17 protein-coding genes are annotated in these 24,329 nt (G+C 72.0%); 6 read left to right on the top strand and 11 right to left on the bottom strand.

Features of this window, described 5'->3' with window-relative positions; all coding sequences use genetic code 11:
* Positions 1–41 precede the first annotated feature (41 nt).
* Complete coding sequence (locus ACQPZQ_RS25045; protein WP_433284549.1) at positions 42–1,100, top strand: iron ABC transporter substrate-binding protein; 1,059 nt, start codon at positions 42–44, stop codon at positions 1,098–1,100.
* Positions 1,101–1,118: 18 nt separating this feature from the next.
* Here the strand turns inward: ACQPZQ_RS25045 and ACQPZQ_RS25040 are convergent, their stop codons facing one another.
* Positions 1,119–2,090: a quinone oxidoreductase family protein gene (locus ACQPZQ_RS25040; RefSeq protein WP_433284547.1), complete on the bottom strand. Its 972-nt coding sequence runs from the start codon at positions 2,088–2,090 to the stop codon at positions 1,119–1,121.
* Positions 2,091–2,148: 58 nt separating this feature from the next.
* Positions 2,149–3,126 (bottom strand): COX15/CtaA family protein, encoded by a 978-nt coding sequence (locus tag ACQPZQ_RS25035; protein ID WP_433284545.1) that lies wholly within the window; start codon positions 3,124–3,126, stop codon positions 2,149–2,151.
* A gap of 148 nt (positions 3,127–3,274) precedes the next feature.
* On the opposite strand from ACQPZQ_RS25035, the gene ACQPZQ_RS25030 reads away from it, so the two are divergent.
* A complete protein-coding gene (locus tag ACQPZQ_RS25030) occupies positions 3,275–4,147 on the top strand; it encodes a DMT family transporter (RefSeq protein ID WP_433284544.1) in 873 nt (290 codons plus the stop codon).
* A gap of 116 nt (positions 4,148–4,263) precedes the next feature.
* On the opposite strand, the gene lysS is transcribed toward ACQPZQ_RS25030, so the two are convergent.
* The 5 genes from lysS to gnd form a co-directional block, all read right to left on the bottom strand.
* Positions 4,264–7,677 carry a lysine--tRNA ligase gene (lysS, locus tag ACQPZQ_RS25025; protein WP_433284542.1) on the bottom strand — a complete coding sequence of 1,138 codons (3,414 nt, stop codon included), beginning with the start codon at positions 7,675–7,677 and terminating at the stop codon, positions 4,264–4,266.
* A gap of 94 nt (positions 7,678–7,771) precedes the next feature.
* Positions 7,772–9,442 carry an FAD-dependent monooxygenase gene (locus tag ACQPZQ_RS25020; protein ID WP_433284541.1) on the bottom strand — a complete coding sequence of 557 codons (1,671 nt, stop codon included), beginning with the start codon at positions 9,440–9,442 and terminating at the stop codon, positions 7,772–7,774.
* Positions 9,443–9,555: 113 nt separating this feature from the next.
* Positions 9,556–11,844, bottom strand: a complete 2,289-nt coding sequence (locus tag ACQPZQ_RS25015) for an FUSC family protein (RefSeq protein WP_433284539.1) — start codon at positions 11,842–11,844, stop codon at positions 9,556–9,558.
* A 46-nt stretch (positions 11,845–11,890) separates the two neighbouring features.
* Positions 11,891–13,282 carry a glucose-6-phosphate dehydrogenase gene (gene zwf, locus ACQPZQ_RS25010; RefSeq protein ID WP_433284537.1) on the bottom strand — a complete coding sequence of 464 codons (1,392 nt, stop codon included), beginning with the start codon at positions 13,280–13,282 and terminating at the stop codon, positions 11,891–11,893.
* Positions 13,279–14,301 (bottom strand): phosphogluconate dehydrogenase (NAD(+)-dependent, decarboxylating), encoded by a 1,023-nt coding sequence (gene gnd, locus ACQPZQ_RS25005; RefSeq protein ID WP_433284535.1) that lies wholly within the window; start codon positions 14,299–14,301, stop codon positions 13,279–13,281. Before gnd ends, zwf begins: the two co-directional genes overlap by 4 nt.
* Positions 14,302–14,681: 380 nt before the next feature.
* Between gnd and ctaD the strand changes: the two genes are divergently transcribed.
* Positions 14,682–16,439 carry an aa3-type cytochrome oxidase subunit I gene (ctaD, locus tag ACQPZQ_RS25000; RefSeq protein ID WP_433284534.1) on the top strand — a complete coding sequence of 586 codons (1,758 nt, stop codon included), beginning with the start codon at positions 14,682–14,684 and terminating at the stop codon, positions 16,437–16,439.
* Positions 16,440–16,445: 6 nt separating this feature from the next.
* On the opposite strand, the gene ACQPZQ_RS24995 is transcribed toward ctaD, so the two are convergent.
* Positions 16,446–17,738, bottom strand: coding sequence for a M23 family metallopeptidase (locus tag ACQPZQ_RS24995; RefSeq protein ID WP_433284533.1), 1,293 nt, complete (start codon positions 17,736–17,738; stop codon positions 16,446–16,448).
* A 134-nt stretch (positions 17,739–17,872) separates the two neighbouring features.
* Between ACQPZQ_RS24995 and ACQPZQ_RS24990 the strand changes: the two genes are divergently transcribed.
* Positions 17,873–19,315 (top strand): glutamate decarboxylase, encoded by a 1,443-nt coding sequence (locus tag ACQPZQ_RS24990; RefSeq protein WP_433284532.1) that lies wholly within the window; start codon positions 17,873–17,875, stop codon positions 19,313–19,315.
* Here the strand turns inward: ACQPZQ_RS24990 and ACQPZQ_RS24985 are convergent.
* Positions 19,290–19,979, bottom strand: coding sequence for a hypothetical protein (locus ACQPZQ_RS24985; RefSeq protein WP_433284530.1), 690 nt, complete (start codon positions 19,977–19,979; stop codon positions 19,290–19,292). The two genes, ACQPZQ_RS24990 and ACQPZQ_RS24985, sit on opposite strands and share 26 nt — an antisense overlap.
* Positions 19,980–20,254: 275 nt before the next feature.
* Here ACQPZQ_RS24985 and ACQPZQ_RS24980 point away from each other — a divergent pair, with 275 nt between their 5' ends.
* Positions 20,255–21,463 carry a serine hydrolase domain-containing protein gene (locus ACQPZQ_RS24980; protein ID WP_433284528.1) on the top strand — a complete coding sequence of 403 codons (1,209 nt, stop codon included), beginning with the start codon at positions 20,255–20,257 and terminating at the stop codon, positions 21,461–21,463.
* Positions 21,460–22,602 carry a DUF2332 domain-containing protein gene (locus ACQPZQ_RS24975; protein ID WP_433284526.1) on the top strand — a complete coding sequence of 381 codons (1,143 nt, stop codon included), beginning with the start codon at positions 21,460–21,462 and terminating at the stop codon, positions 22,600–22,602. Before ACQPZQ_RS24980 ends, ACQPZQ_RS24975 begins: the two co-directional genes overlap by 4 nt.
* 15 nt (positions 22,603–22,617) lie before the next feature.
* Here the strand turns inward: ACQPZQ_RS24975 and ACQPZQ_RS24970 are convergent, their stop codons facing one another.
* Positions 22,618–23,334: an ABC transporter permease gene (locus ACQPZQ_RS24970; protein ID WP_433299353.1), complete on the bottom strand. Its 717-nt coding sequence runs from the start codon at positions 23,332–23,334 to the stop codon at positions 22,618–22,620.
* A 56-nt stretch (positions 23,335–23,390) separates the two neighbouring features.
* Positions 23,391–24,320 carry an ABC transporter ATP-binding protein gene (locus ACQPZQ_RS24965; RefSeq protein ID WP_433284524.1) on the bottom strand — a complete coding sequence of 310 codons (930 nt, stop codon included), beginning with the start codon at positions 24,318–24,320 and terminating at the stop codon, positions 23,391–23,393.
* Positions 24,321–24,329 lie beyond the last annotated feature (9 nt).

Genomic DNA, 24,329 nt, shown 5'->3' with positions numbered 1-24,329 from the left:
GCGCTGGATAGTCTCCTGCTGCGCACGAGGGAGAGGACACAATGGATCGACGACCCCTGCTCGCGCGGGGGAGCAGCATCGGCGCCGCAGGAGCAGCTGTGATCGCCCTGCTGGCCGGCTGTGCCGGTCCGGAGCAGGCCGGTCTGCCCGGCGGCGGGGAATCCGCTCCCACCTTGACGATCTACTCGGGTCGCAGCGAGGAGCTCGTTGCGCCGCTGATCCCGCAGCTGGAGAGAGCGGTCGGACGTGATGTCGAGATTCGCTACGGCAGCACCGACGCGCTCGAGACGCAGCTCACGCAGGAGGGTCCGGACTCCCCGGCGGACGTCTTCCTCGGCCAGGACGGCGGTGCGCTGGGCACGCTGAGCCGGGCGGGGCTCCTCGCCCCGCTCCCCGCCGAGGTGGTGGCCCCGGTCCCGGAGCGCTACCGGGCGCCCGACCTCACCTGGGTGGCCACCTCCGCCCGTGCCAGGGTGGTGGCCTACAACCCCGGCCGGGTGGCGGAGACCGACCTGCCCTCGGGCCTGGACGACCTGCTCGCCCCGCGGTGGTCGGGACGGCTCGGCTTCGCCCCGACCAACGCCTCCTGGCTCTCGTTCGTCACCGGCCTGCGACTCGTCCGCGGTGAGGAGGGCGCCCGGCAGTGGCTCACCGCCTTCGCGGCGCAGCAACCTCAGCGCTTCCACGGCAACGGCGAGATCGTCGAAGCAGTGGCGGAGGGCAGCATCGATGCCGGTCTGGTGAACCACTACTACCTGTACCGGAAGACCGAGCGGCTCGATCCGGCCACCTATCCCGTGCGCAACCACTACGTGCCCGACGACCCGCTCGGCCTGGTCAACGTGGCGGGAGCGGGCGTGCTGGCCTCGAGCGACGACCAGGACGCCGCGCGCCAGGTCGTCGCGTTCCTGCTGTCGCGCCCGGCCCAGCAGCATGTCGTGGACGAGACGGGGGAGTACTCCGTGCTCGCCGGCGTGACGCCGAGCAGGCCCTTCGAGCTGGCGCCCCTGGAGTCGCTGTCGCCGCCGGTGCTGGACCTGGCCGACCTCGGGTCACTGGAGCGCTCCGAGACCATGCTGCAGGAGGTCGGGCTGCTCTGACCTGCGCAGGTGCGGCGGTCAGGGCAGCAGGAGCAGCTTTCCCGTGGTGCGCCTGCCCTGCAGGTCCTCGTGGGCGGTGGCGGCGTCGGCGAGCGCGTAGCGGTGGCCGATCCGCACGTCGAGCGTGCCGTCGACGACCTCGGCGAACACGTCGGTGGCCCGGGTCCGCAGCTCCTCAGGCGTGGGGATGTAGTCGAAGAGCTTGGGGCGGGTGAGGAAGAGCGAGCCGCCGGCGTTGAGCCGCATGGGGTCGACGGGCGGCACGGGCCCGCTCGACCCGCCGAAGAGCACCAGCATCCCGCGGCGGCGCAGGCTCGCGAGGCTCGCGTCGAAGGTCGAGCGCCCGACGCTGTCGTACGCCGCGTGGACCCCCGCACCGCCGGTGAGGCTCCTGACCGCGTCGGCGAGATCGGCGACCTCGCCATATCGGATCACGTCGGCCGCTCCGGCGGCGCGGGCGAGCTCCTCCTTCTCTGCGGTGGACACCGTGGCGATCACCCGGGCGCCACGGGCGGCCGCGAGCTGGGTGAGCAGCAGACCGACCCCGCCTGCCGCGGCATGCACCAGTACGTCCTCGCCGTGCTGCACGGGGTGGGCATCGTTGACGAGGAAGTGCGCGGTCATCCCTTGCAGCAGGAGCCCCGCCGCGACCTCGTCGGAGACACCGGGCGGCACTGGCACCGCCTTGTCCGCCGCCACCGTCACACGCTCGGCGTAGCTGCCCAGCGCCTCGACCCACGCGACACGGTCGCCCACGGCGAAGTCGGTGACGTCCGGACCGAGAGCGAGCACGCGACCGGCACCCTCCAGCCCGGGGACGTACGGCATCGCCATGGGGTAGGTGCCGTTGCGCTGGTAGACGTCGATGTAGTTGACCCCTGCCGCGGCGACGCCGACGAGGAGCTCGCCCGGGCCGGGCTCGGGATCGGGCAGCTCGGCCGGGTTCAGGACCTCGGGCCCGCCTGCGTTGCTGATCTGGATGGCGCGCATCCGCCGATCCTGCACCCCGCACCCGGACGGTCGTGCACCCCTGCCGTCTGGCGGGAGGTCAGTTCAGATCGGCGAGCGCGGGTTGCGGCTCGGCCGCGACCGGCGTGGCGACGGAGACGGCGGCCTGCGGGCGCTCCGTGGTGGCGGACCACAGGGCCGCGGCGGCCACCGTGACGAGTGCGGCCCCGAGGACGTGCAGCGACACGAGCGCCTCGGGCACACCGAGTGCGTACTGGATGCCACCGAGGGCGCCCTGGGCCACCACGGCGACGATGAGCGCGACGTACCGGCGACGCAGCCGCGACGGCGCGTGCACGGCCGCCAGGGTGAACCCGAGCGCCACGAGCATCCCGAGGTAGGCGAAGAGCAGATCGGCGTGCAACTGCGCCGCCGCAGGCACACCGATGCCGAGGCGGGGGGTGGCCGCGTCGCCTGCGTGCGGTCCGGCCGCGGTGACGAGGGTGCCGGCGGCCAGCAGCGCAGCGAACACGACCGCGCTCGTGGCGACGAGCCCGCGAACGGCGCCCGGCACCGTGCGGCGCGGTGGCCCGTCGCCGTCGGAAGAGGCGTCGACGAGCTGCATCCCGAGCCAGACCAGCACCATCGACACGAGGAAGTGGACCGACACGCTCCACCAGACCAGGCCGGTGAGCACCGTGAACCCGCCGATCACCGCCTGGGCGACCACACCGAGCGGCTGGACCAGCGCGAGCCTCGTGAGCCGCGCCCGGCGCGGGCGCGTGGCGAATGCCGCGATCAGGCAGGCGCCTGCGACGAGCACCACGGCGATCGTCAGCAGGCGGTTGCTGAACTCGATCCACTGGTGGAGGCCGGCGACCTCGGGGTGCGGGGCGGGCACGAGACTGCCCGGGAAGCACTCCGGCCACGTCGGGCAGCCGAGGCCGGATCCCGTCACGCGCACCACGGAGCCGGTGACCGCGATGCCGCCCTGCGCGACGACCGCGGCCACGGCGAGCCGGCGCATCAGGGCGGGCGGGGTCGAGGGCAGGCGGTGCAGGAGTGCAGGTCGGGCCACACCCTGATGGTAGGTGGGCGCCTGCAGGCGCCGGTGCCGAGCCCGTCCGCGACATGGTGACGCATCGCTGTTCGATCGGCTACGGATCAGCGATACGTGTCCATGTCGCGCCGCTGCCCACGGGGGCAGGCGGCTGCATGATGTGCGGGTGACGGTTCTGGCGGCCGGGTTGGCGCTGCTCGCGGCCGGTCTCTTCGCGGTCTCGACGGTGGCGCAGCAGCGCTCCGCGGCCACCGTCCCGGACGAGCGTGCACGCGGCCTCGGGCTGATCCGCGTGCTGATCGGCCGTCCCCGGTGGTGGGCGGGTGTGATCGGCGACGGCGGTGGCTACCTGGTGCAGGCTGCCGCGCTCGGGTTCGGGTCGCTGCTGCTCGTCCAGCCGTTGCTGGTCACCACGCTGCTCTTCGCGCTGCCGCTCGGAGCTGCGTGGGCGGGCCGCACGCTCACCCGGACGGACTGGGTCTGGGCCGCGCTGCTCGCGGTGTCGCTGGCGGTGTTCGTCGTCTCGGGCGACCCGACCGACGGGGTCGACCGCGCGCCCGTGCGTGACTGGCTGCCGGCCGGCGCCGTACTCGCCGGGTTGTTCCTGGTCTGCGTCGTGGCCGCGGCCCGCACCAGTGGCGTGACGCGGGCGGTGCTGCTCGCCGCGGCCACGGCGCTGGCATACGGGGTGGCGGCCGCGCTGACCAAAGGTGTCGTCGGGCAGCTCGACGAGGGTCTCGTCGCGTTCCTGGCGAGCTGGGAGGTCTACGTGCTCGTCGCCGTCTCGGTCGCCGGCACGGTGCTGCAGCAGTCGGCGTTCCAAGCGGGTGAGCTCGGTGCGTCGCTGCCCACGATGATCGTGGGCGAGCCGGTGGTGGCCGTGGTGCTCGGGGCCGTGGTGCTGCAGGAGGAGCTGCGGGCGGACGGTGCCGAGTGGGCGCTCATCGTGCTGCTCGTCGTCGTGATGGTTGTGGCCACCACGGCGCTGGCCCGCTCGTCCGCGCGGACGACGGCGATGCCCCGGCCCGCACCCGCCTGACGCGCGGGGGCGCCGGCCCACACGCTGCATCCGTCGTCGCAGCCCGTGGTGCATCGTCGCAGCCCGCCGGCGCGTTGCGAGGTCACCACACGTGCTGCGAGGTGCGTCGGCAGGGCTCAGGCCGCGGGCGTGCCCGCACCGCTCGGCGCGGTCACGCCCCCGACGGCCTTGGGCACCAGCAGCTCGCCGATCACCGGCAGGGCGAGGAAGCCCTCGGCGCCGGCGTAGAGCAGCCCGACGCGCGGCAGGTCGATGTGGTGGCGGTAGGCCAGCACACGGGGTAGCCACTCGGGGTCGAACTTGGCGTTGAAGTCGTGCAACGACTTGATCTGGAAGAACGGGTTGAGCACGCCGACCGCCCAGCGTGCCGCACGCTGGGCGGGGCTGAACGGGATGTCGTCGGCGAAGAGGCGGCCCCACATCGCGAAGTTCATCGAGAGCCGCCGCACGCCGCGCTGACCCAGTGCTGCGGCGGCGCCGGCGATGAGGAACTCCGTCATGCCGTTGGGGGCGTCCGGGTCGTGGCGCATGAGGTCGAGCGTGTAGCCGAACGACGGACCGTAGGCAGGCACCACGCGCAGGAACCCGCCCGGAACGCCGTCCTCGTCCAGGGCGACGCAGAGCAGGAACTCCTGGTTCGCGCCGGCGCCCGTGACGTCCTGCGACAGCGACATCGTGAAGCCGCGCTCGGGTGCCTTGCCCCGCCACTTCGCACTGATCGCGTTGAGCTGCTCCACCAGGCGTGGCGGGGCGTTGGACTCGGCGATGAGCTGGAAGCGGTGGGTCCGTCCGACGCGGCGGACCGCGGCCCGCAGGCTCTTGCGCCCCGGGCCGTCGAGGGTGAACCGCGCGCAGTCGAGGATGGCCTCGTCGCCCAGGTAGAAGCTGGTGAAGCCACGGGAGGCATACAGCGGCATGCTGGCCTCGCGCACGGCGAGGAACGCGGGGTTCCAGGCGCGCTCGTCGCACATGTCGAGGAACTCGTCGAGCGCCCGCACCACCGACTCCGGCGCTCCGATCGGATCGGCGGAGACCAGCGCGTAGCCGCCGAGGTAGGTGTAGGCGAGCACCGCCTCGCCGTCGGAGGAGAAGAAGAAGCTCTTGTCGTCGCGCAGCGAGAAGTAGGCGAGGGTGTCCCACCCGTAGGTGCGGACGAGGCGGTTGGCGTGCTCCCAGTCGCCCTCGGTGTGGGGGTGGCGCCCGACCAACGGCCGGAACAGCAGGATCGCGAAGACGACCAGCCCGGCGATGCCGAGCGCCAGCAGCGCCGTGGGGAAGAAGTCGGCGAAGAACCGGGAGCGGTAGGTGTAGGGGCCGTCCACCCCCACCAGCCCGCCCGCGACGGTGGCGAGCGCGCCATCCAGGGTGACCCCGGGTTCGATGCGGTCGCTCTCCACCCAGAGCGCGACGAGCCCGAACGCGAACACGCCGGCGAGGTAGAGCGGCACGAACCGGACCAGCCGCAGCAACGACGGAGGGTCGGCCGGAGCGCGGAACTCGTCGCGGTACCAGACCAGTGCCAGCAGCATCGCGACACAGATCGTGACCGCCACGGGGTGCGGGCCCTTCGACATGTGCGCGATGCCGCCCACGATGAAGAGCGCGACGGCCACCCGCCAGGCCAGGCGTTTGCGCTTCGCCAGCTGGTCGGCCAGCAGGATCAGGAGCAGCCCGACGATCACCGAGACGACGTGCCCGGCCACCGGGAGCCAGAGCTGGTCGATCGCGTCCTCGCGACCGTCCAGCCGGGCGTGCACGATCGGGATCTGGGCGAGCAACTGCAGAACCCCGCCGAGGGCCGTGAGCACCGCGATGATCGTCACGGCGCGCCTGCCCTGTTCGGGATGCCGCTGCGGCGCCGGGATCGGGTGCGCGGGCGGGGCGAGATCGGGCAGGGCTGTCACGGGGGCTGTCGCGGGCGCCGACACGGAGGTCGTCACGGACCCGTCCCCTGCCGGGGTTCCTGCCACGGGGGTGGGAGGCAGCACGGGACGCACGGCCCCCGCCGGTCCGGCACCTTCGGGTGCGGCGAACTCGGGCCGCAGCGTCGGGAAGAGGATCACCTCGCGGATCGAGTCGACGCTGGCCAGCAGCATCACCAGGCGGTCGATGCCGACACCGAGGCCACCGGTGCACGGCATCCCGTGCTCCAGCGCGCGGATGTAGTCGAGGTCGATGTCGCCGGCCTCCGGGTCGCCGCCCGCCTTGGCGCGGGCCTCCGCCTCGAACGCGGCGAGCTGCTCGACCGGGTCGTTCTGCTCCGAGTAGGCGTTGCAGAGCTCGAACCCGGCGACGATCAGCTCGAAACGCTCGACGTACGCGGGGTCGTCTCGATGCGCCCTCGCCAGAGGGGAGACCTCGCGGGGGTAGTCGATGCAGAAGACCGGCCCGACGACGTCGTGCTGCACCTTCTCGTCGTAGACCTCCTTCATGAGCCGGCCCGCGCCCCAGCCGCGTTCGTAGGGGATACGCAGCCGGTCCAGCACGGCCCTGGCCTCGTCGATCGGCATGGCGGGGTGCATGGTGGCGCCGGTCTTCTCGGCGATCATGTCGGCGAAGCGCACGCGCGACCACGGTGTGGCGCCCAGGTCGATGGCGTGTCCGCCGTAGTGCACGACCAGCGAGCCCCCGGAGTCACCGAGGGCCGCCCGAGCCGCGGTCGTGATCATGCCCTCGACCAGGTCCATCATGTCGTGGTAGTCGGCGAAGGCCTGGTAGGCCTCGAGCATCGTGAACTCGGGGTTGTGCCGGGTGTCGATGCCCTCGTTGCGAAACACCCTGCCGATCTCGAACACCCGCTCCAGCCCGCCGACGATCAGCCGCTTGAGGTGCAGTTCCAGCGCGATGCGCAGGTACATGTCCAGGTCGAGCGCGTTGTGGTGGGTGACGAACGGGCGAGCCGACGCCCCGCCCTGGATCGTCTGCAGCACCGGGCCCTCGACCTCGGTGAAGTCGTGGTCCTCCAGATACCGGCGGATCGCGCGGATCGCGGTGTGCCGGATCCGGAAGATCTCGCGGGTGCGCTCGTTGGCAGCGAGGTCGATGTAGCGCTGCCGGTAGCGGGTCTCCACGTCGCTGAGACCGTGGTGCTTGTCGGGCGCTTCGAGCAGCGACTTGCCCAGCAGGGCGAAGTCCTGGACGCAGACCGAGAGCTCGCCGCGCCGCGTGGTCATCACCGTGCCTTCGGCACCCACCCAGTCGCCGCGGTCGAGCTCGTCGAACTCGTGGTGGCGGTCGGGCCCGAGCACGGCGGTGTCGACGAACAGCTGGATCGTGCCGGTGCGGTCGCGCAGGACTGCGAAGGTCAGGCCGCCCTGGTGCCGGACGAGCTCGAGACGCCCAGCGAGGCGCACGTGCTCGGCGGTGTGGGTGTCGGGCCCCAGCGCGTGGTGGGACGCCCGGATCTCCGCGGTGGTGTGGTCGATGGGGTAGCGGTAAGGCAGCCCGTGTCCGGAACGTGCGGCCTCGAGCTTGCGCAAGCGGTGTTCCCGCTGGTCTGCGCCATGCCGGCCATCTGTACCGGACGTCATCATGGCAACGATAGAGTCGCCGGCCCCCCGCGCCCACAGACTTCGATACCCCCGATCGGGGTTTTCGGCAGGTGAGGCGCCGCCCGTTCGGAACTCACGCGAAGACCAGCGCGAGGTGGGTCGCCAGGTCGTCGCCGCGCAGCCGCGCGGCCCGGTACCCGACGTGGCCGTCCGGGCGCACGAGGTAGCAACATCCACCGACCGCGCTGTACGCGGCGCGGAACTCCCCGGCGGCGTCGCGCAGCACGGGCACCGGTGTGCCGCCCAGCAGCCCGTCGGCCACGTTGTCCGGAATATCCGCTTCGTCGGCGAGGATGATCCGGGCGTCGAGGTGGTCGCGTTCCCGTGCCCGCGCGATGGCCGCTCCCGCGGCGGCGAGCTCGGCGATCTGCTCCGCCTGGTCGACGTAGACGAGCAGCGTGTGCCGGCATCCGTCGAGCACCTCGTACAGCCGCAGGGGGAACGCCACGCATGCGCGACGCAGGCCGCGGCAGTCCGGGGCGCGCTCGCCCGGGGCCGGTCCGCCCTTGAGCTCCCCGGCCCCGTTGTCCCCGCTGACGATGGGGCTGTCGGGATAGCTCACGAGCAGCTGGGCCTCGCGCAGGATGACGGTGGCCGGGTCGTCGCTCTCGTAGCCGCTGCGAGCGTGTCGCACGGTGCGGCCCACCACTTCCTCGCCGACCGGCCGTCGTTCGGCGTCGTAGCTGGCCAGGAGCCCGTCGGCCGCGTCACCCTGCGCGGCGAGCGCGACTCGCCACGCCAGGGCGACGGCGTCCTGGATCCCGGTGTTCATGCCCTGCGCCCCGGTGGGCGGGTGGATGTGCGCCGCGTCCCCGGCGACGAACACGCGGCCGGTGCCGTAGGAGTCGACGATGCGGTGGCTGATCCGGAACACCGACGACCAGCGCAGGTGGGAGGCGTGCGTGGGCTCGGGGGCCAGCCTGTCCAGCACGGCCTGGATGTGCCGCAGCTCCGGCCTGGGGCCGGCGCTCATCCCGTGTTCGACGGACTTCTCGGCGCCGTCGCCGTCATGGCTGAGCGTGGATCCGTTGTCCTGAGCGGAGAGCTCCTCGGGCACCAGCATCGACACCCGGTACCGGCGCCGTCCTGGGAGCGGGATGGCGACGAGCAGGTCGTCGACGTTGCCGCCGTCGCCGATGTGCTGGGCGCGGATGGCGTAGCCGGAGGGCTGGTGCCAGTCCACCTCCACGTCCCCGAGCATGTACTGCTCGGGGAAGGCGTCGCCCTCGAACTTGAGGCCCAGGCCCTTCCGGACCGTGCTGTGGGCGCCGTCGGCACCGATGAGGTACCCGGCCCGCAGCTGCGACTCCCCGTCCGGCCCGCGGAGCTTGACCGAGACGCCCTCGGCGTCCTGTTCGAAGCGCACGAGCTCGACACCGCGCTCGACGTGGCCGCCGAGCTCGTTGTAGCGCTGCTCGAGCAGGCGCTCCGTCTCGTACTGGGGTAGCGCGGCGAAGCCGTACGGAACCTCGGGTGGCAGCTCGAAGTCCACCTTCGCCACCTGCTCGCCGTTGACGTACACGAGTTGGCCGCGCATCGGCGTCGAGGCGTCGAGGGCGCGCGCGAGCACCCCTGCCGACTCCCACAGCTCGAGGGTGCGGGGCTGGACCCCCACCGCCTTGGCGTACGGGATCGGCGCGAGAAGACGGTCGATGATCCGGCACTCCACCCCGCGGCGCCGGAGTTCGACGCCGGCAGTGAGCCCGACCGGGCCCGCCCCCACGATCAGCACGTTCTCAGCCATGCATCCTCCGTGGTCGTCGCTCAGATCGTCTCCTCAGGTTTCGCTCCGGTAACGGGACTCGCGGTGCGCATGGTCGGCGTTACTGCTGGTGGGAGGCTCGCCACACCCTGTACTCAGCTGAGTGAGGCCGTCCGGGCGGGCTCCGGACCGGACGGTGGGGCCGGGGTCAGGGCCTGTTCCACCCGCTCCAGCTCGTCCACGAGCCGGTGGATCCAGCCCCAGCCGTCGAACGCCCGGAGCGCCGCGGCGGGCGCCTCGGCGAAGCGCACGGCCAGGTGCTGGGCGGCGACCTGCGCGCGCAGCGCCGTCGCGTCCCCCGACGGTGCTCTGCCTGCCGCGACCGCCGTCGCGGCCTCGCGGTAGGCGTCGGCGACCTCCTGGGCGTCCGCGCGCAGGAGGACACCGAAGTCGGGCCAGGGCAGCGGATCGGTCGCCGGGTAGCGCACGCACAGGGTCCGCGAGTACTCCGCGATGCGGTTCGCGACGGCCAGCACGACCAGCCATTCGGGTTCGGGGCCCGGTCTGGCCGGCTCGGAGCGGTACTGGGCGTAGGTGTACTCGAACAGCGTCGACAGCCGGGTGAGCGGTTCCGTGGACGGGGGAGGCCCCGTGCCGGTCAGGTACGCCGCGGAGGCGACGATCTCGTCGGCTCCGGCGCGCATGCAGTCGGCGGCCACCCGGCGCACCTCGCCGGTTCCGCCGCGCGGCCACACCGCCGCCCCGATCAGCGCGCCCACGAGGCCGCCGATGATCACGGCGAACACCCGGTCCTCGGCGAGCTCCCAGTTCGCCGGTGCCACCTGGGCGAAGACGACCGAGACGACCAGCGTGAAGCCCGCCTGCGCCGCTCCCAGCCCGAGCAGCGGGCCCGCCGCGAACGCCGCGAGCATCAGCAGCGGGGTGAGCCAGGCGTAGACGTGGGTGTCCGGGCCGACCAGCGTCAGCAGGACGGCCGCGATGATCGCGCCGATGATCGTGCCGGTGAACGCCTGCAGGAGCACCGCACGGCTGGCGACGGCCGAGGTGCGCATCAGGCTCAGGGTGGCGAGCAGCACCCAGAAACCGTGGGTCAGCGCGAGCACGCCCGCGATGATCCGCGCGACGGCGAGGCCGATGGCGAGCCGGATGGCGTTCTGCAGGTAGACCGAGCGGGGTGTCATGTGGGCCCGCAGCCGTCGCCACCAGAGCGTGACGGGGGAGGCGTGCAGGAACCAGAAGTCGACGGGTGTGTCGGCCGGCGGCGGAGCAGGCGCACCGAGGGTGGCCCGGATCGCGAGCACCAGCGTCCGGACGGACTCCGTGACCGCGGAGACCGCGAGCTCACCGCGCAGCCACGGGGCGGGGTCGACCGCACCGGCGAGCCGGAACGTCTCACGCTCGACGTAACCCGACAGCGCCTGGTCGATGACGTCCCTGGGTGGCGTCGCGCCCTCGCCGAGCAGCGCGTCGCGCACGGCCGCCAGCGCTTTGGCGTCCGTGTCGAGCAGGCCCGCGGTCTCGGGTGACGTGCCCGGTTCCCCCGGCAACGAGCGAGCCCCGGCTGGTGCCGGTGCCGTGGTCTGCTCGGTGGAGGCAGCGGCGCGCTGCTCGGCCAGCCGGTCGGCGGCCAGCCCGAGCCGCCCGATGACCACCCGGACCGCGAGGGATGCGTGGGTGAGGCTCCGGTCGTGGCGGCTGGGCCCGGTGGGACGTGCGGCCGGTGGGAGGGTGCTCGCCCGGAGCTGTGCGCCGGCGTGGGTTGCCTCGGCGCGCAGGGCGGCGATCCGGCCATCCCCGTCGGGAGCACCGGCGACGAGCCAGGTGCGCAGCCCCTCGGCGAGAGCTGCCGCGGCTCCCGCCGCGTAGGCGACGCGTGGCACGAGGTCCGGGGGTGACGGCGCGGGCCACAGCAACCGGTCGGCGAGCACGAGCAGCAGGACCCCGACCGTCAGGCCGATGAGGCGTTCGCCGAGCAGCTCGGGCGTGTAGGGCGGGAAGCACGGGAGCACGTAGAACAGCTGCAGGCCGCTGGCGACGGCGGCGACCCGGGGGCCGCCGACGGCGGCGAAGGACACCAGAAACCCGACCACGAGCATCCCGGCCGCGGCGGCCCAGGTGTTCACGGCGAGAACCGTGCCGAGCGACGCCAGCGCCAGACCGACCACGAGAGCACAGAGGTAGGTGCGGGTGCGCTGGGCCGGTGTTCCGTCGACCTCCGACAACGCACCCAGCGCGACCGTCGCGAACAGCGCGTAGACACCGGCGTTCACGTCGCCGACCAGATAGAGGCACACGAAGAAGCCCGAGCTGGCGGCAATGGTGACGCGAAACGCGCGGTGGACGATGAGGAGCCCGGGGTCGCGCTCGTGCAGGAACGCCACCGGCCGCCCCAACAGCCGCGGCCGGCGGCGTTCGTCGGTCACGTCTCCTGACACCGCCGTACCCGGCGACCTCCGGCTCCGTCGCCGGTCACGACGGGCCCCACGTGCCGGGGGCATAGGGCAGGGGAGCGGTGCCCGGGTCGAGGATCGGTTCCACGATTCGCCAGGCCTCCTCCAGGGAGTCCATCCGCGCGAAATGCGTGGGGTCCCCGGCGAGCGCGTCGGCGAAGATCCGCTCGTACGCCTCGTGCACCGGGCCGAGCGCCTGCCGGAAGTCGACGCCCATCGGCAGCTCCGTCGCGATGTCGCCGCCGCCGGGTTGCTTCGCGAGCAGGAAGAACGTCACTCCGGCGTCGGGCTGCAGGCACAAACGGATCCGGTTGGGCGCGAGCGTCCTGCCCCCTTCGCCGTGGAACAGCCGGCGCGGCGGCGGCCGGAACGTGACGACGATGTCCAGCACGGTCTCGGCCAACGCCTTGCCCGCCCGGATGTGCACGGGCACCCCGGCCCAACGCCAGCTGTCGATGTGCAGGGTGAGAGCCACGTACGTCTCGGTCGTCGAGTCGGGGGCGACCCCGCGCACGTCCCGATAGCCGGTGTACTGCCCGCGCACCACCTCGGACGGATCCACCGCCCGCACGGACGACAGGAGGGTGTACTTCGCGTCGCGCTGGTCGTCGGCGGTGTCGTGCTGCGGGCTTTCCATCGTGAGCAGGGCGAGCACCTGCAGCAGGTGGTTCTGCACCACGTCGCGGACGGTGCCCACGGCGTCGTAGAACGAGCCGCGGTCGGCCACGTCGAAGTCCTCGGCCATCGTGATCTCGATGGAGTCGATCCAGGTGCGGTCCCACAGCGGTTCGATCAGGGTGTTGGCGAAGCGCAGCACCAGGAGGTCCTCGACGGGCTCCTTGCCGAGGTAGTGGTCCACGCGGAACAGCCGCTCCTCGGGCACGTGCCGGCGCAGCTGCGCGTTCAGCTCCCGTGCCGAGGCGAGGTCGTGGCCGAACGGCTTCTCCACCACCAGCCGGCACCGGTCGGTGAGCCCGACGGCGGCGAGCGCGTCGGCCACCGTGCCGAACAGCGAGGGCGGCACGGCCAGGTAGTGCACGACGAAGGCGTCCTGCCCGGCCTGCTCGCGGACGGCCGCAGCGAGCCGCTCGAACGTCGTGGGGTCGTTGTAGTCGCCCGCCACCATGTGCAAGCTGCGTTGGAGCCGTTCGAGCACCGCGCCGTCGACGTCGGGCACCACGGCCCCCACCGCGTCCCCGGCGTGCTTGCGCAGCTCGTCGGAGCTCCAGTCGGACCGTGCGACCCCGATGACCGGCACGGTCAGCTCGTCCCGCTCGGTGAGCCGGTACAGGGCGGGCAGGATCATCTTGTGTGCCAGGTCGCCGGTGACGCCGAACAGCACCAGCGCGTCGGCGGCCGGGCCCGGGCCCGTGATCGATCCTGTCGCGGGCCCGGTCGAAGGAGCAGTCATGACGCGGCCGGCTTCTCGTCGTGGCCGCCGAACTCCTTGCGCTGTGCCGACTCGACCTTGTCGGCGAACAGTTCGCTCCCGCGCGAGGCGAACCGGCTGTAGAGCGCGGCGGTGAGCAGCGGCGCCGAGACGCCCTCCTCGATCGCCGCGATCGACGTCCAGCGCCCCTCACCGGAGTCGGAGACACGGCCGGAGAACTGCTCCAGCTGCGGGTCGGCCGCCAGCGCCTCCGCGGTGAGGTCCAGCAGCCACGAGCCGATGACGCTGCCGCGGCGCCAGACCTCGGTGACCTCCGCGAGGTCGATGCCGTCGTAGGGGTAGTAGCGGGGGTCGCGTAGTGGTGCCGTCTCGGCGTCGGCCTTCTCCTGGTGCTTGCCGACACCGGCACTGCGGATGACGTTCAGGCCCTCGGCGTAGGCGGCCATGATCGCGTACTCGATGCCGTTGTGCACCATCTTCACGAAGTGCCCGGCACCGGACGGGCCGCAGTGCAGGTAGCCCTGCTCGGAGCGGGACACCTCGCCGGTGCGGCCCGGGGTGCGCCCGGCCGCGTCGACGCCGGGAGCCAGCGACGCGAAGATGGGGTCGAGCCGGTCCACCGCCCGGTCGGGGCCACCGATCATCAGGCAGTAGCCGCGCTCGAGCCCCCAGACCCCGCCGCTGGTGCCGCAGTCGACGTAGTCGATGTTGTGGACGGCGGCCACCTCGGCCCGGTCGATGTCGTCGCGGTAGGAGGAGTTCCCCCCGTCGACGATCGCGTCACCGGGCTCGAGCAGGTCGAGCAGGTCGGTCACGGTGTTGCCGGTGACGGCCGCGGGGAGCATGAGCCACACCGTGCGGGGTGGCGCGAGTGCGTCGACGAGCTCCTTCAGGCTGCCTGCGCCCTCCGCGCCCTGGGCGACCATCTGCTGCACGGCCTCCGTGGAGAGGTCGTGGACGACGCACTCGTGGCCGTCGCGGAGCAGGCGGCGCACCATGTTCGCGCCCATCCGGCCCAGGCCCACCATCGCGATCCTCATGCTCGGCTCCTCTGCTGCGAGACTGCTCTGCCCTGGTGCTGATGTGCGTGAGGCTGCAGCGGACACGTGTCGCCCCGTCGGTCAGGGCGTCGGCCACCGCCGCACTGGGCGGTCCCCCCATCGGCCCCGCGCCGGCCGGCAGGGTCACCGGGCAGGCCGTCGCGGCCGTCGCGCCCCACGTCGGACGCCGGCCTCGGCCGCGGTCTCGCGGCGCGGGCCTTGCGCGAAACTACCGCGTCAGGGCCACGGGGAACCCCGATGAGCCGCAACAAAGACCGGAGTGCCAACGAACGGGTGTCGACATTCCGGTACTGCAGCTCATACGGTCCACGCACGCGGATGTCGGCCGAATCGCAGCTGCTTGCACAGGAGGCCCGCCCATGACCGCTGTCTCGCCGAAGCCGGTTGTCGCACGCCCCTACCCGGCGCGCCGATCGGTCAAGGGGTCGACGCTGGTCAGAATGCTCCACACGACGGATCCCAAGGACATCGCGATCCTTTATCTGACGACGTCCTTCGGGTTCTTCCTCGCCGGCGGCCTGATGGCGTTGCTGATGCGCGGTGAGCTGGCGGTGCCGGGGGAGCAGTTCCTGTCCAACGAGCAGTACAACCAGCTGTTCACGATGCACGGCACGATCATGTTGCTGCTGTACGCGACGCCGATCCTGTTCGGCTTCGCCAACTACATCGTGCCGTTGCAGATCGGTGCCCCCGATGTGGCCTTCCCGCGGCTGAACGCCTTCTCGTACTGGTTGTTCCTGTTCGGCGGGCTGATCGTGCTGAGCGGGTTCATCACCCCGGGCGGGGCGGCGGACTTCGGCTGGTTCGCCTATGCGCCCCTGCACAGCTCGACATTCTCGCCCGGCGCAGGCGGAAGCCTGTGGACCGCCGGCCTGATCGTCGCCGGCCTCGGCACGATCCTCGGTGCCGTCAACTTCATCACCACGATCATCTGCATGCGCGCGCCCGGCATGACGATGTTCCGGATGCCGATCTTCACCTGGAACATCTTCGTCACCGCGATCCTGATCCTCGTCGCGTTCCCGATCCTCACGGCCGGGCTGTTCGCCATGCTGGCCGACCGGCAGCTCGGTACGCACGCGTTCGACCCCGCGAACGGCGGGGCGATTCTGTGGCAGCACCTGTTCTGGTTCTTCGGCCATCCCGAGGTCTACATCGTGGCGCTGCCGTTCTTCGGCATCGTCACCGAGGTCTTCCCGGTGTTCAGCAGAAAGCCGATCTTCGGTTACAAGGGGCTGGTCTACGCGACCCTCTCGATCGGCGTGCTGTCGGCGGCGGTGTGGGCGCACCACATGTATGCCACCGGGGCCGTCCTGCTCGCCTTCTTCTCCTTGACCACGTTCCTGATCGCGATCCCCACCGGGATCAAGTTCGTGAACTGGATCGGCACGCTGTGGAAGGGCAGTCTGACGTTCGAGTCGCCGATGCTGTTCGCGCTGGGCTTCCTGGTCACGTTCCTGTTCGGTGGTCTCACCGGCATCGTGCTGGCGTCCCCGCCGCTGGACTTCCACGTCTCGGACACCTACTTCGTGGTGGCGCACTTCCACTACGTGCTGTTCGGCACGATCGTGTTCGCCACCTACGCCGGCATCTACTTCTGGTTCCCGAAGATGACCGGCCGGATGATGGACGAAACCCTGGGAAAGATCCATTTCTGGCTGACCTTCATCGGGTTCCACCTGACCTTCCTGGTGCAGCACTGGCTGGGCAACGAGGGCATGCCGCGCCGCTATGTCGACTACCTGCCCACTGACGGGTTCACCACGCTCAACATGGTCTCGTCGATCGGTGCGTTCGTGCTGGGGCTCTCGGTGCTTCCGTTCATCTGGAACGTCTTCCGCAGCTACCGCTATGGGCGAATCGTCACGGTGGACGACCCGTGGGGCTTCGGCAACTCGCTGGAGTGGGCCACCAGTTGCCCGCCGCCGCGGCACAACTTCACGGAGCTGCCGCGGATCCGTTCGGAGCGTCCGGCGTTCGAGCTGCACTACCCGCACCTGGTGGAGCGCTTCCGTGAGGAGGCGCACGTCGGGCAGCGGCCTGCCGTGTCGGAGCAGCTGACCGATGAGGTCGCCCAGGAGCAGCAGCCGGACTCCGACGACCCGCGTTCGCGGTGACGCCGTTCAGCCGAAGCCGACCATCTGCAGGTTGAGCGGTAGCTGGTCGCGGTGCGGGCCGGCGAGCCTGCCGCTGTCGACCGGGATGACCGGGGCCGTGCCCGGTGTCGTCTCCTCGAGAGCCTCCTCGCCCGACACGACGCCTTCGCCCGTGAACCGGGACAGCACGAACGGCAGCCCGTTCGACTCGAGCGGGGACGGCCCGTCCATGACGTGGAAGTGCAGGTGGGGTGTATCGGTGTTGCCGCTGTTGCCCAGCCGCCCGATGACGTCGCCGGTGCGCACCTGCTGGCCCGGCCGTACCCGCAGCGATCCCGGCTGCAGATGTGCGTAGAGGGCGAAGCGGCCCCCGCCGAGGTCGACCACGACGTGGTTGCCGGCAGCCGTCTGCACGGTGACGCCGTCGGGCAGCTTCCCGGGCGTCTGCTCGGGCATCCCGTCCTCGGCTGTCACCACCATGCCGTCGGCTGCCGACAGGACGTCGGTGCCGAAGTACCGGTAGGAGCTGACGTCGGTGGGCGGACCGCTGTAGAGCCGGCGCTGGGCGTCGAGCTGTACGAGGTCGACCGCGAAGCGCTCCGCGGCGTGCACCGTGCCGTTGATGGGGAGGACGGCCCCGCGGTGCGAGGTGATCGTGTCGCAGCAGCCGTTGCCGACGACCCATCCGGATCCGCGCAACGGGGGCGCGAGGATCACTGCCGGCTGCCCGGTGACCGCGACGGGTACGCCGGTGAACTCGAGGTCGCGCATCGGCGGGGGTGCGGGGTCGGTATCGCGCGGGCCTACGTCCTCCGGGGCCTGTGCGGGCTGTGTCGCGACCGCGAACCGGTGCCGGACGAGGTGGGGCAGCGGCGCGTCGGGCGCCAGGGTGGCGTCCACGAAGAGGTAGCCGGACTCACCTGGCCGCAGGCTCGGGCCCGGCGAGTCGCCGGCAGGACGGAAGAGCCTGCCCAGTGCATCGGCGTCGAGCGTGGACAGCGCGGAGTCGCCGTGTGTGCCGTCGAGGACGGTCACGCTGCGTAGATGAACCTCCTCGCTGCTCGGGTTCGTGACGGCGAGCTCGTAGGCCAGGTGCACGCGGTCGTCGGCGCCCAGAACCGGGGCGATCTCGGCCACCGGGGACACCGCGATCGGGGTGAGCACCGTTGCACCGGTGCCGGGTTCGAGCGTCGGCACGCGGGTGGTCGGCGGCGCTGCGGTGCTGGTCGGGGCGGGGGCGGGGGGCGCGCCGGTCGGCGCACACGCGGTGAGGACGCCCGCGAGCAGCACGGCGACGCGCGCGCGGGTTGCTGTCGTCATCACCCCTCCCGAGTCGGGCCAGTCACTCCGGACCCATGAGTATCGCCTGGCCACAGGAGGGTCACCATGACTCGTTAGAGTTACTGCGCAACGGTAATGACATTCCGACACTCCCGGCGCATACGCTGGCCGGCATGCCGTTCGCGCAGCCGCCCTCCGAGACCAACGGGGCCTCCCGTGCCCTCCCGGTGAACCCGGTGTTCGCGGCCGAGCCACTGGTCGTGCCGCGCAACGCGCTCCCCGAGGAGGGGATCGATTCCCAGATCGCCTACCAGGTCGTGCACGACGAGCTGATGCTCGACGGCAACGCCCGCCTCAACCTGGCCACGTTCGTCACCACCTGGGTGGAGCCCGGTGCGCGCCGGTTGATGACCGAGACCCTGGACAAGAACATCGTCGACAAGGACGAGTACCCGCGCACGGCCGACCTCGAACTGCGCTGCGTGCGGATGCTGTCGCGCCTGTGGAACGCCGCCGACCCGACGGCGGCGCCCGGCTGCTCGACCACCGGATCGAGCGAGGCCTGCATGCTCGGCGGGCTGGCGCTCAAGCGGCGCTGGCAGCACGCCCGCCGGGCCGCCGGCCTGCCGACGGATCGGCCCAACATCGTGATGGGCATCAACGTGCAGGTGTGCTGGGACAAGTTCGCCAACTACTTCGACGTCGAACCGCGGCTCGTGCCGATGGCCCCTGGCCGCTACCACCTGACCGCGGAGGAGGTGGTGGCGCGCTGCGACGAGAACACCATCGGCGTGGTCGCGGTGCTCGGCTCCACCTTCGACGGCAGCTACGAGCCCGTGGCCGAGATCTGCGCCGCCCTCGACGCGCTGCAGGAGCGCACCGGCCTCGACATCCCCGTGCACGTGGACGGCGCGTCCGGCGCGATGATCGCGCCGTTCTGCGACCCGGACCTGGAGTGGGACTTCCGGCTGCCCCGGGTGGCCTCGATCAACACGTCGGGGCACAAGTTCGGCCTGGTCCCCCCGGGCGTCGGCTGGGTCGTCTGGCGGGACGCGGAGGCGCTGCCCGAGGACCTCGTGTTCCGGGTGAACTACCTCGGCGGTGACATGCCGAGTTTCGCGCTGAACTTCTCGCGCCCGGGCGGGCAGGTGATCGCGCAGTACTACATGTTCCTGCGGCTGGGCATGGACGGGTTCCGGCGGGTGCAGCAGACCTGCCGCGACGTCGCCGTCTCGCTGGCCTCGCGGATCGGCGAGCTCGGCCCGTTCCGGCTGATCACCGACGGCAGCGAGCTCCCGGTCTTCGCGTTCACCCTGGCCGACGACGTCGTCAACTACTCGGTCTTCGACGTCTCCGCGGGCCTGCGGGAGCAGGGCTGGCTCGTCCCGGCCTACACGTTCCCCGCCGACGTCACCGACCTCGCCGTGCTGCGGATCGTCGTGCGCAACGGGATGTCGCACGACCTCGCCGACCTGTTGATGGACGACCTGCGCCGGGTCGTGGAGCGGCTCGAGTCGCAGAAGGCGCCGCAGCGCGGCGCGGAGTCGGCCTCCTTCGCCCACGGCGTGAAGGCCTCCACCTCCGCCGCGTCTACGGGGTCCGGTGTAGGTCGCTGACCGGCGGCGGCGCCGAGGCGAACACGTCGACGAGCCGGTCCCAGCGGTTGCGCCGCCCGGCCGGGAAGCGGGCGCGCGCCCTGGCCATCCGGTGCTCGTCGTAGCGGCGCCGCGCCCACGCGGAGTTGGGCCGGGCAAGGCGGAAAGCGGCGTAGAGCGACAGCAGCGGGACGAACACGCCGATCACGCCCAGCAGCGTGCGGCCCTTGAGGATCGCGATGAACGCGAACCCGAAGTTGAACAGCACGGTCACGGCGATGCCCGGGGCCCCGTCGCCCGTGTCGGGGTCGAACGGATCGGCGCCGACGAGCAGCAGGGCGAAGATCAGGGACGCGACCAGCACGGCGTCCACCGAGCTGCGGCCCTCCCGTGCCCAGTACACGTCGTCGAGGTGCAGCCACAGCGCGAACTCGTCGAGGGTGAGGGCCGCGCCTGCGCCGAAGAGCGCCGCCAGGATGTCCACCCAGGGCGCGTCGGGGCGGTAGGTGAACTCGATCGTCCCGACCACGAGCAGCAGGAAGATGCCGTAGACCTGGTGGTGGACGTGCACGCCTCCCACACTCGTGTTCTTGAACGGGCCCTGGCCCCGCCGGATGGCCTTCGTGACGGCGCGGGTGACGAGGAACGTGATCAGGAAAGCCGCGAGTATCCAGCCGACGAGCATGTGGCGGCGCGTCAGCTCGGCCGAGAAGATGAGGTCGAAACCGGACAGGGGCGCACCTCCTGTCGGGGACGAGCCGGGCCTCCGCGGTCCCCGACGTGTGTCGTGCCCAGCGGGTATCCGCCGGAGCGGTGGCTCGATCCTGGCACGAAACACCGCTGACCAGGATCGGAGTCACCGAGATGGCCGGGTTGCCGCCGCGTGCACCGCCCGGCTTCCGCCCGGGTGACGAGCCCGGGTCCCCGCTAACGGGGGTGGGACGGTTGCCGAGAGCGCGCATGTCGGCGCTGCGTCGGCGCAGGCAGGAGGGGCTCGTGGGCCGGTCGTGCAGGTCGTTCGCGGTGCTGGTGGCTCTTCTGGCGCTCGTCGGCGCCTGCACGACGTCGCCCGGCGGGGGCTCTGGGCTCGTGCCCCTGGAACCGGTGGACGCCGGCAGCCCCTTCGCGCCCGCCACCGCGGCGGAGATCGAGCGGATCGTGCACGACCAGATGCGGGCCGGTGCCGTGCCGGGGATGGCCGTCGGGGTCTGGGTCCCCGGGCGAGGCCGGCTGGTGCAGGGGTACGGCGTGTCCGATGTCGCGACCGGGTCGGCCTTCGCCCTCGCCGACCATGTGCGGATCGCGAGCATCACCAAGACGTTCACCGCCACCGCCACGCTCATGCTCGTCGACCAGGGCAAGCTCGCTCTGGACGACCGGCTGCAGTCGTTCGTTCCCGGGATCCCGAACGGCCGTGACATCACGGTCCGGCAGCTGCTGAACATGACGGCAGGCGTCTACGACTACACCCAATCCCCGGAGTTCAAGGCGTCCTTCGACGTCGACCCGCTCGCGCCGTTCCCTGTCGACCAGATACTCGCGATCCTGCGGAGCCGCCCGGCCGCGTTCACGCCGGGCCAGCCGGGGGCCTGGCAGTACAGCGACTCCAACTACATCCTGCTCGGGCAGATCATCGAGAACGTGACGGGCGAGCCGGCCGGCACCTTCATCCAGCGCGAGATCGTCGACGCGCTCGGCCTGCCCGGCACGAGCTATCCGACGTCGCCGGAGATCCCCCCGCCCGCGTCGCGCGGCTACATGATCGTCCCGCCGGGGGCGCCGGAGCGGGACGTCACCGCGCTCGACCCGGCGGTGGCGGGCACCGCGGGCGCGATGATCTCCACTGTCGAGGGGCTGCGCGCCTGGGCAGGCGCGCTGGCCGCTGGCACGCTGCTCAGCCCCGCCGCCCACGCCGAACAGACGGCCTTCGTGAACACGCGCCTCTCACCGCCACTGCAGATCGGGTACGGCGCGGGCGTCATCGGGATCAACGGCTTCGTCGGCCACAACGGCGCGATCTACGGATTCAGCACCGCGATGTTCCAGTTGCCGGAGACCGGCGCCACCATCGTCGTGGTCGCCAACAAGGCGTCGAACGTCGACGGCGTCGGCCTGGAGACGTTCCTGCAGATCGCGAAGCTGCTGTACCCGGAACGGTTCTCGGCGTGACGGAGCCGGTGACACCGCGGGAGGTCGTGGCCGGGCAGGCCCGCGCCATCGCCGCCGCCTGGTCGCCGGAGGACGCCCCCGAGAGCTGGTGGCTCACGGCCGAGACGCTGACTGCGATCGCGGAGGAGGACGTGCTTCTCGATCTGGCCGCCGCGATCCCGGCCGACCGCCTGCCGCCGCTCCTGCTCGGAGCGGCCGTGGCGTTCCTGGTACAGCAGCGCCGGCCCGCGCTGGTGCGCTTCTACCCGGAACCGGGTGGCCGGCAGCCGCCGCGTGACGACGGTTTCCGCGCCGAGCTCGTGGAGTTCGCACGGACGGAACGGGACGCCCTCGCGGAGCTGTGCGCCACCCACCGCTACCAGATGAACGAGGTGGCCCGCTGCGTCGACGTGCTTCCCGTCCTCGCCGCGATCGGGGAGGAGGACGGGCGGCCGCTCGCGTTGGTGGATCTCGGCACCGGTGCAGGCCTCGGCCTGCACCTGGACCGCTACCACTACAACTACCGCAGCGAGGGTCACCCGGACCGGACGGTGGGGGAGCGTTCGTCCGCGGTGCAGCTGACCTGCGAGGTCCGGCCCGGGGGAGCGCCTCCGGTGCCCCGCGAACCCCCGGTGCTCGCCGACCGTGTCGGGGTCGACGTCGAGCCGCTCGACGTCGCCGATCCGCACACCTACGCCTGGCTTGCGGCGTGCGTGCCGTCGGAGGCCGGTGCCGTCACGCGGTTCGCGGCCGCGGCCGATGTCGCACGTGCCGATCCGGCGCGCTCGGTGCGCGGAAACCTGCTCGACGTGCTGGGCGACGTCGTCGCGTCCACCCCGCCCGACGCGCTTCTCTGCCTCGTCGACGCGTACGTGCACGTCTTCCTGCCGCCCACCGAGCTGCGGCGGTTCGACCAGATCCTCGGCGAGCTCGGGCGGGACCGCGACCTGGAGTGGATCTCGGTCGATCCGCTCGTGCCACTCGGCCCGGAGGCCCGAGAGAGCGTGCAGGGACTCGACGTGCCGGCGGGATGGGTGCAGGACGTCCGTCGTGGCGGCGTCTTCGGCGTGATCGGCCGGGTCAGCATCCGCGGGGGCCTGCGCTCCGGGTCGGTGCTCGGCCGGGCGCACCCCGGTGGCAGCTGGCTGGAATGGCGCTAGCGGGCCTCGCCGCGGTCAGCGCAGCTTGACCGTGCGCACTGCCAGCAGGGATGCCGCAGCCGTCCAGAGCAGGAGCACGAGCACCTGTGTGGCACTCGGCGCGTGCCCGGCCGACAGGGCTGCGCGCAGACCCTCGGCCAGTGCGCCGGACGGCAGCGCGGCGCCGACAGCCGCGAGCGGCCCCGGGAGCAGCCCGAGCGGAACGATGATCCCTCCGGCCAGCAGCAGCACGAACCACACGAGGTTGGCCACCGCGAGGGTGATCTCGGCACGCACCGACCCGCCGAGGAGGATCCCCAGCGATCCGAACGCGGCGGTTCCGAGCACCAGGAGCAACACTGCCCAGCCCACGCCGGCCGCCGCCGGCCGCCAGCCCAGCGCGGCGGCGAGGCCGCAGAGCAGCACCACCTGGATCGCGACGACGCCCAGCACCGCCACCAGCCGGCCCGCGACCAGCAGCCAGCGTGGCAACGCGGTGGCGGCGAGGCGCCGGACCACGCCGTAGCGCCGATCGAAGCCCAGCGCGATGGCCTGGCCGGTGAAGGCGCTGGACATCACCGCCAGCGCGAGCACGCCGGGGAGCACCGCCGCGATCCGCGGTTCGGGCAGCGGCACCAGATCGAGGGTGCTCAGGCCGACCAGCAGCACGATCGGGATGAGGAGGGTGAGCAGCACCTGCTCGCCGTTGCGCATGGCGAGGCGCAGCTCGGTGGCCGACTGCACGGCGAGCATCCGCAGCGGCGAACCGGCGCCGGGGCGCGGCGTGAAGGTGCCGGGCGGGAAGAGGGTCACGAGCGCAGCTCCCGTCCGGTCAGCTCGAGGAACACGTCCTCGAGGCTGCGCTTCGCCACCTGTACGTCGTCGGCGAGCGCTCCCTGCCTCGCGCACCACGACGTGATGATCGACAGCACGGTGGGGTCGATCCGGCCCTGCACGACGTAACGCCCGGCGATCGGCTCGGCAGCCCCGTACCCGGCGGGCAGCGCCGCCACGAGGTCGTCGACGTCCATGCCGGATCGCGCGCGGAACCGCAGCTCCTGCTGGTCGGTGTTGGCCGTGAGCGCCGCGGGGGAGCCCTGCGCGACCACGCGGCCGTGGTCGACGATCACCACCTCGTCGGCGAGGGCCTCGGCCTCCTCCATGAGGTGGGTGGTGAGCAGCACGGCCACCCCGTCGCGGCGCAGTGCCTCGACCAGGTCCCACACCACCCGGCGGCCCTGAGGGTCCATGCCGGCGGTCGGCTCGTCGAGGAACACCAGCTCAGGGCGTCCGACGACGGCGCAGGCGAGCGCGAGCCGCTGCTGCTGGCCCCCCGACAGGCGCTTGTAGGGCGTGCGGGCGCAGCCGTCGAGTCCGAGTACGCAGGTGAGCCACTCGACATCGAGCGGGTGCGCTGAGCACGCGGCGACGAGCCGCAGCATCTCCGTGGCGTGCACGGCTGGGTAGGCACCCCCGCCCTGGGGCATCACACCGATGCGTGCGCGGAGGCTGTCGGGGGCGGTGGCCGGATCGAGACCGAGCACACGCACCTCACCGGCGTCGGCCCGGAGAAAACCCTCGCAGACCTCGACGGTGGTGGTCTTGCCCGCACCGTTGGGGCCGAGCAGGGCAAGCACCGATCCGGCGGCCAGATCGAGGTCGAGCCCGTCGACCGCGGTGGTGGAGCCATAGCGCTTCACCAGCCCCCGGACCGCGACAGGGGGCGGCGGAGTCTTCACAGCAGAGCA

Origin of the sequence: Pseudonocardia sp. CA-142604 (assembly GCF_050948475.1) — a bacterium.
GTDB classification, from domain to species: domain Bacteria; phylum Actinomycetota; class Actinomycetes; order Mycobacteriales; family Pseudonocardiaceae; genus Pseudonocardia; species Pseudonocardia alaniniphila.
The sequence above is the reverse complement of the archived record's forward strand: the minus strand, read 5'-3'. Positions and strand labels throughout refer to the sequence as shown.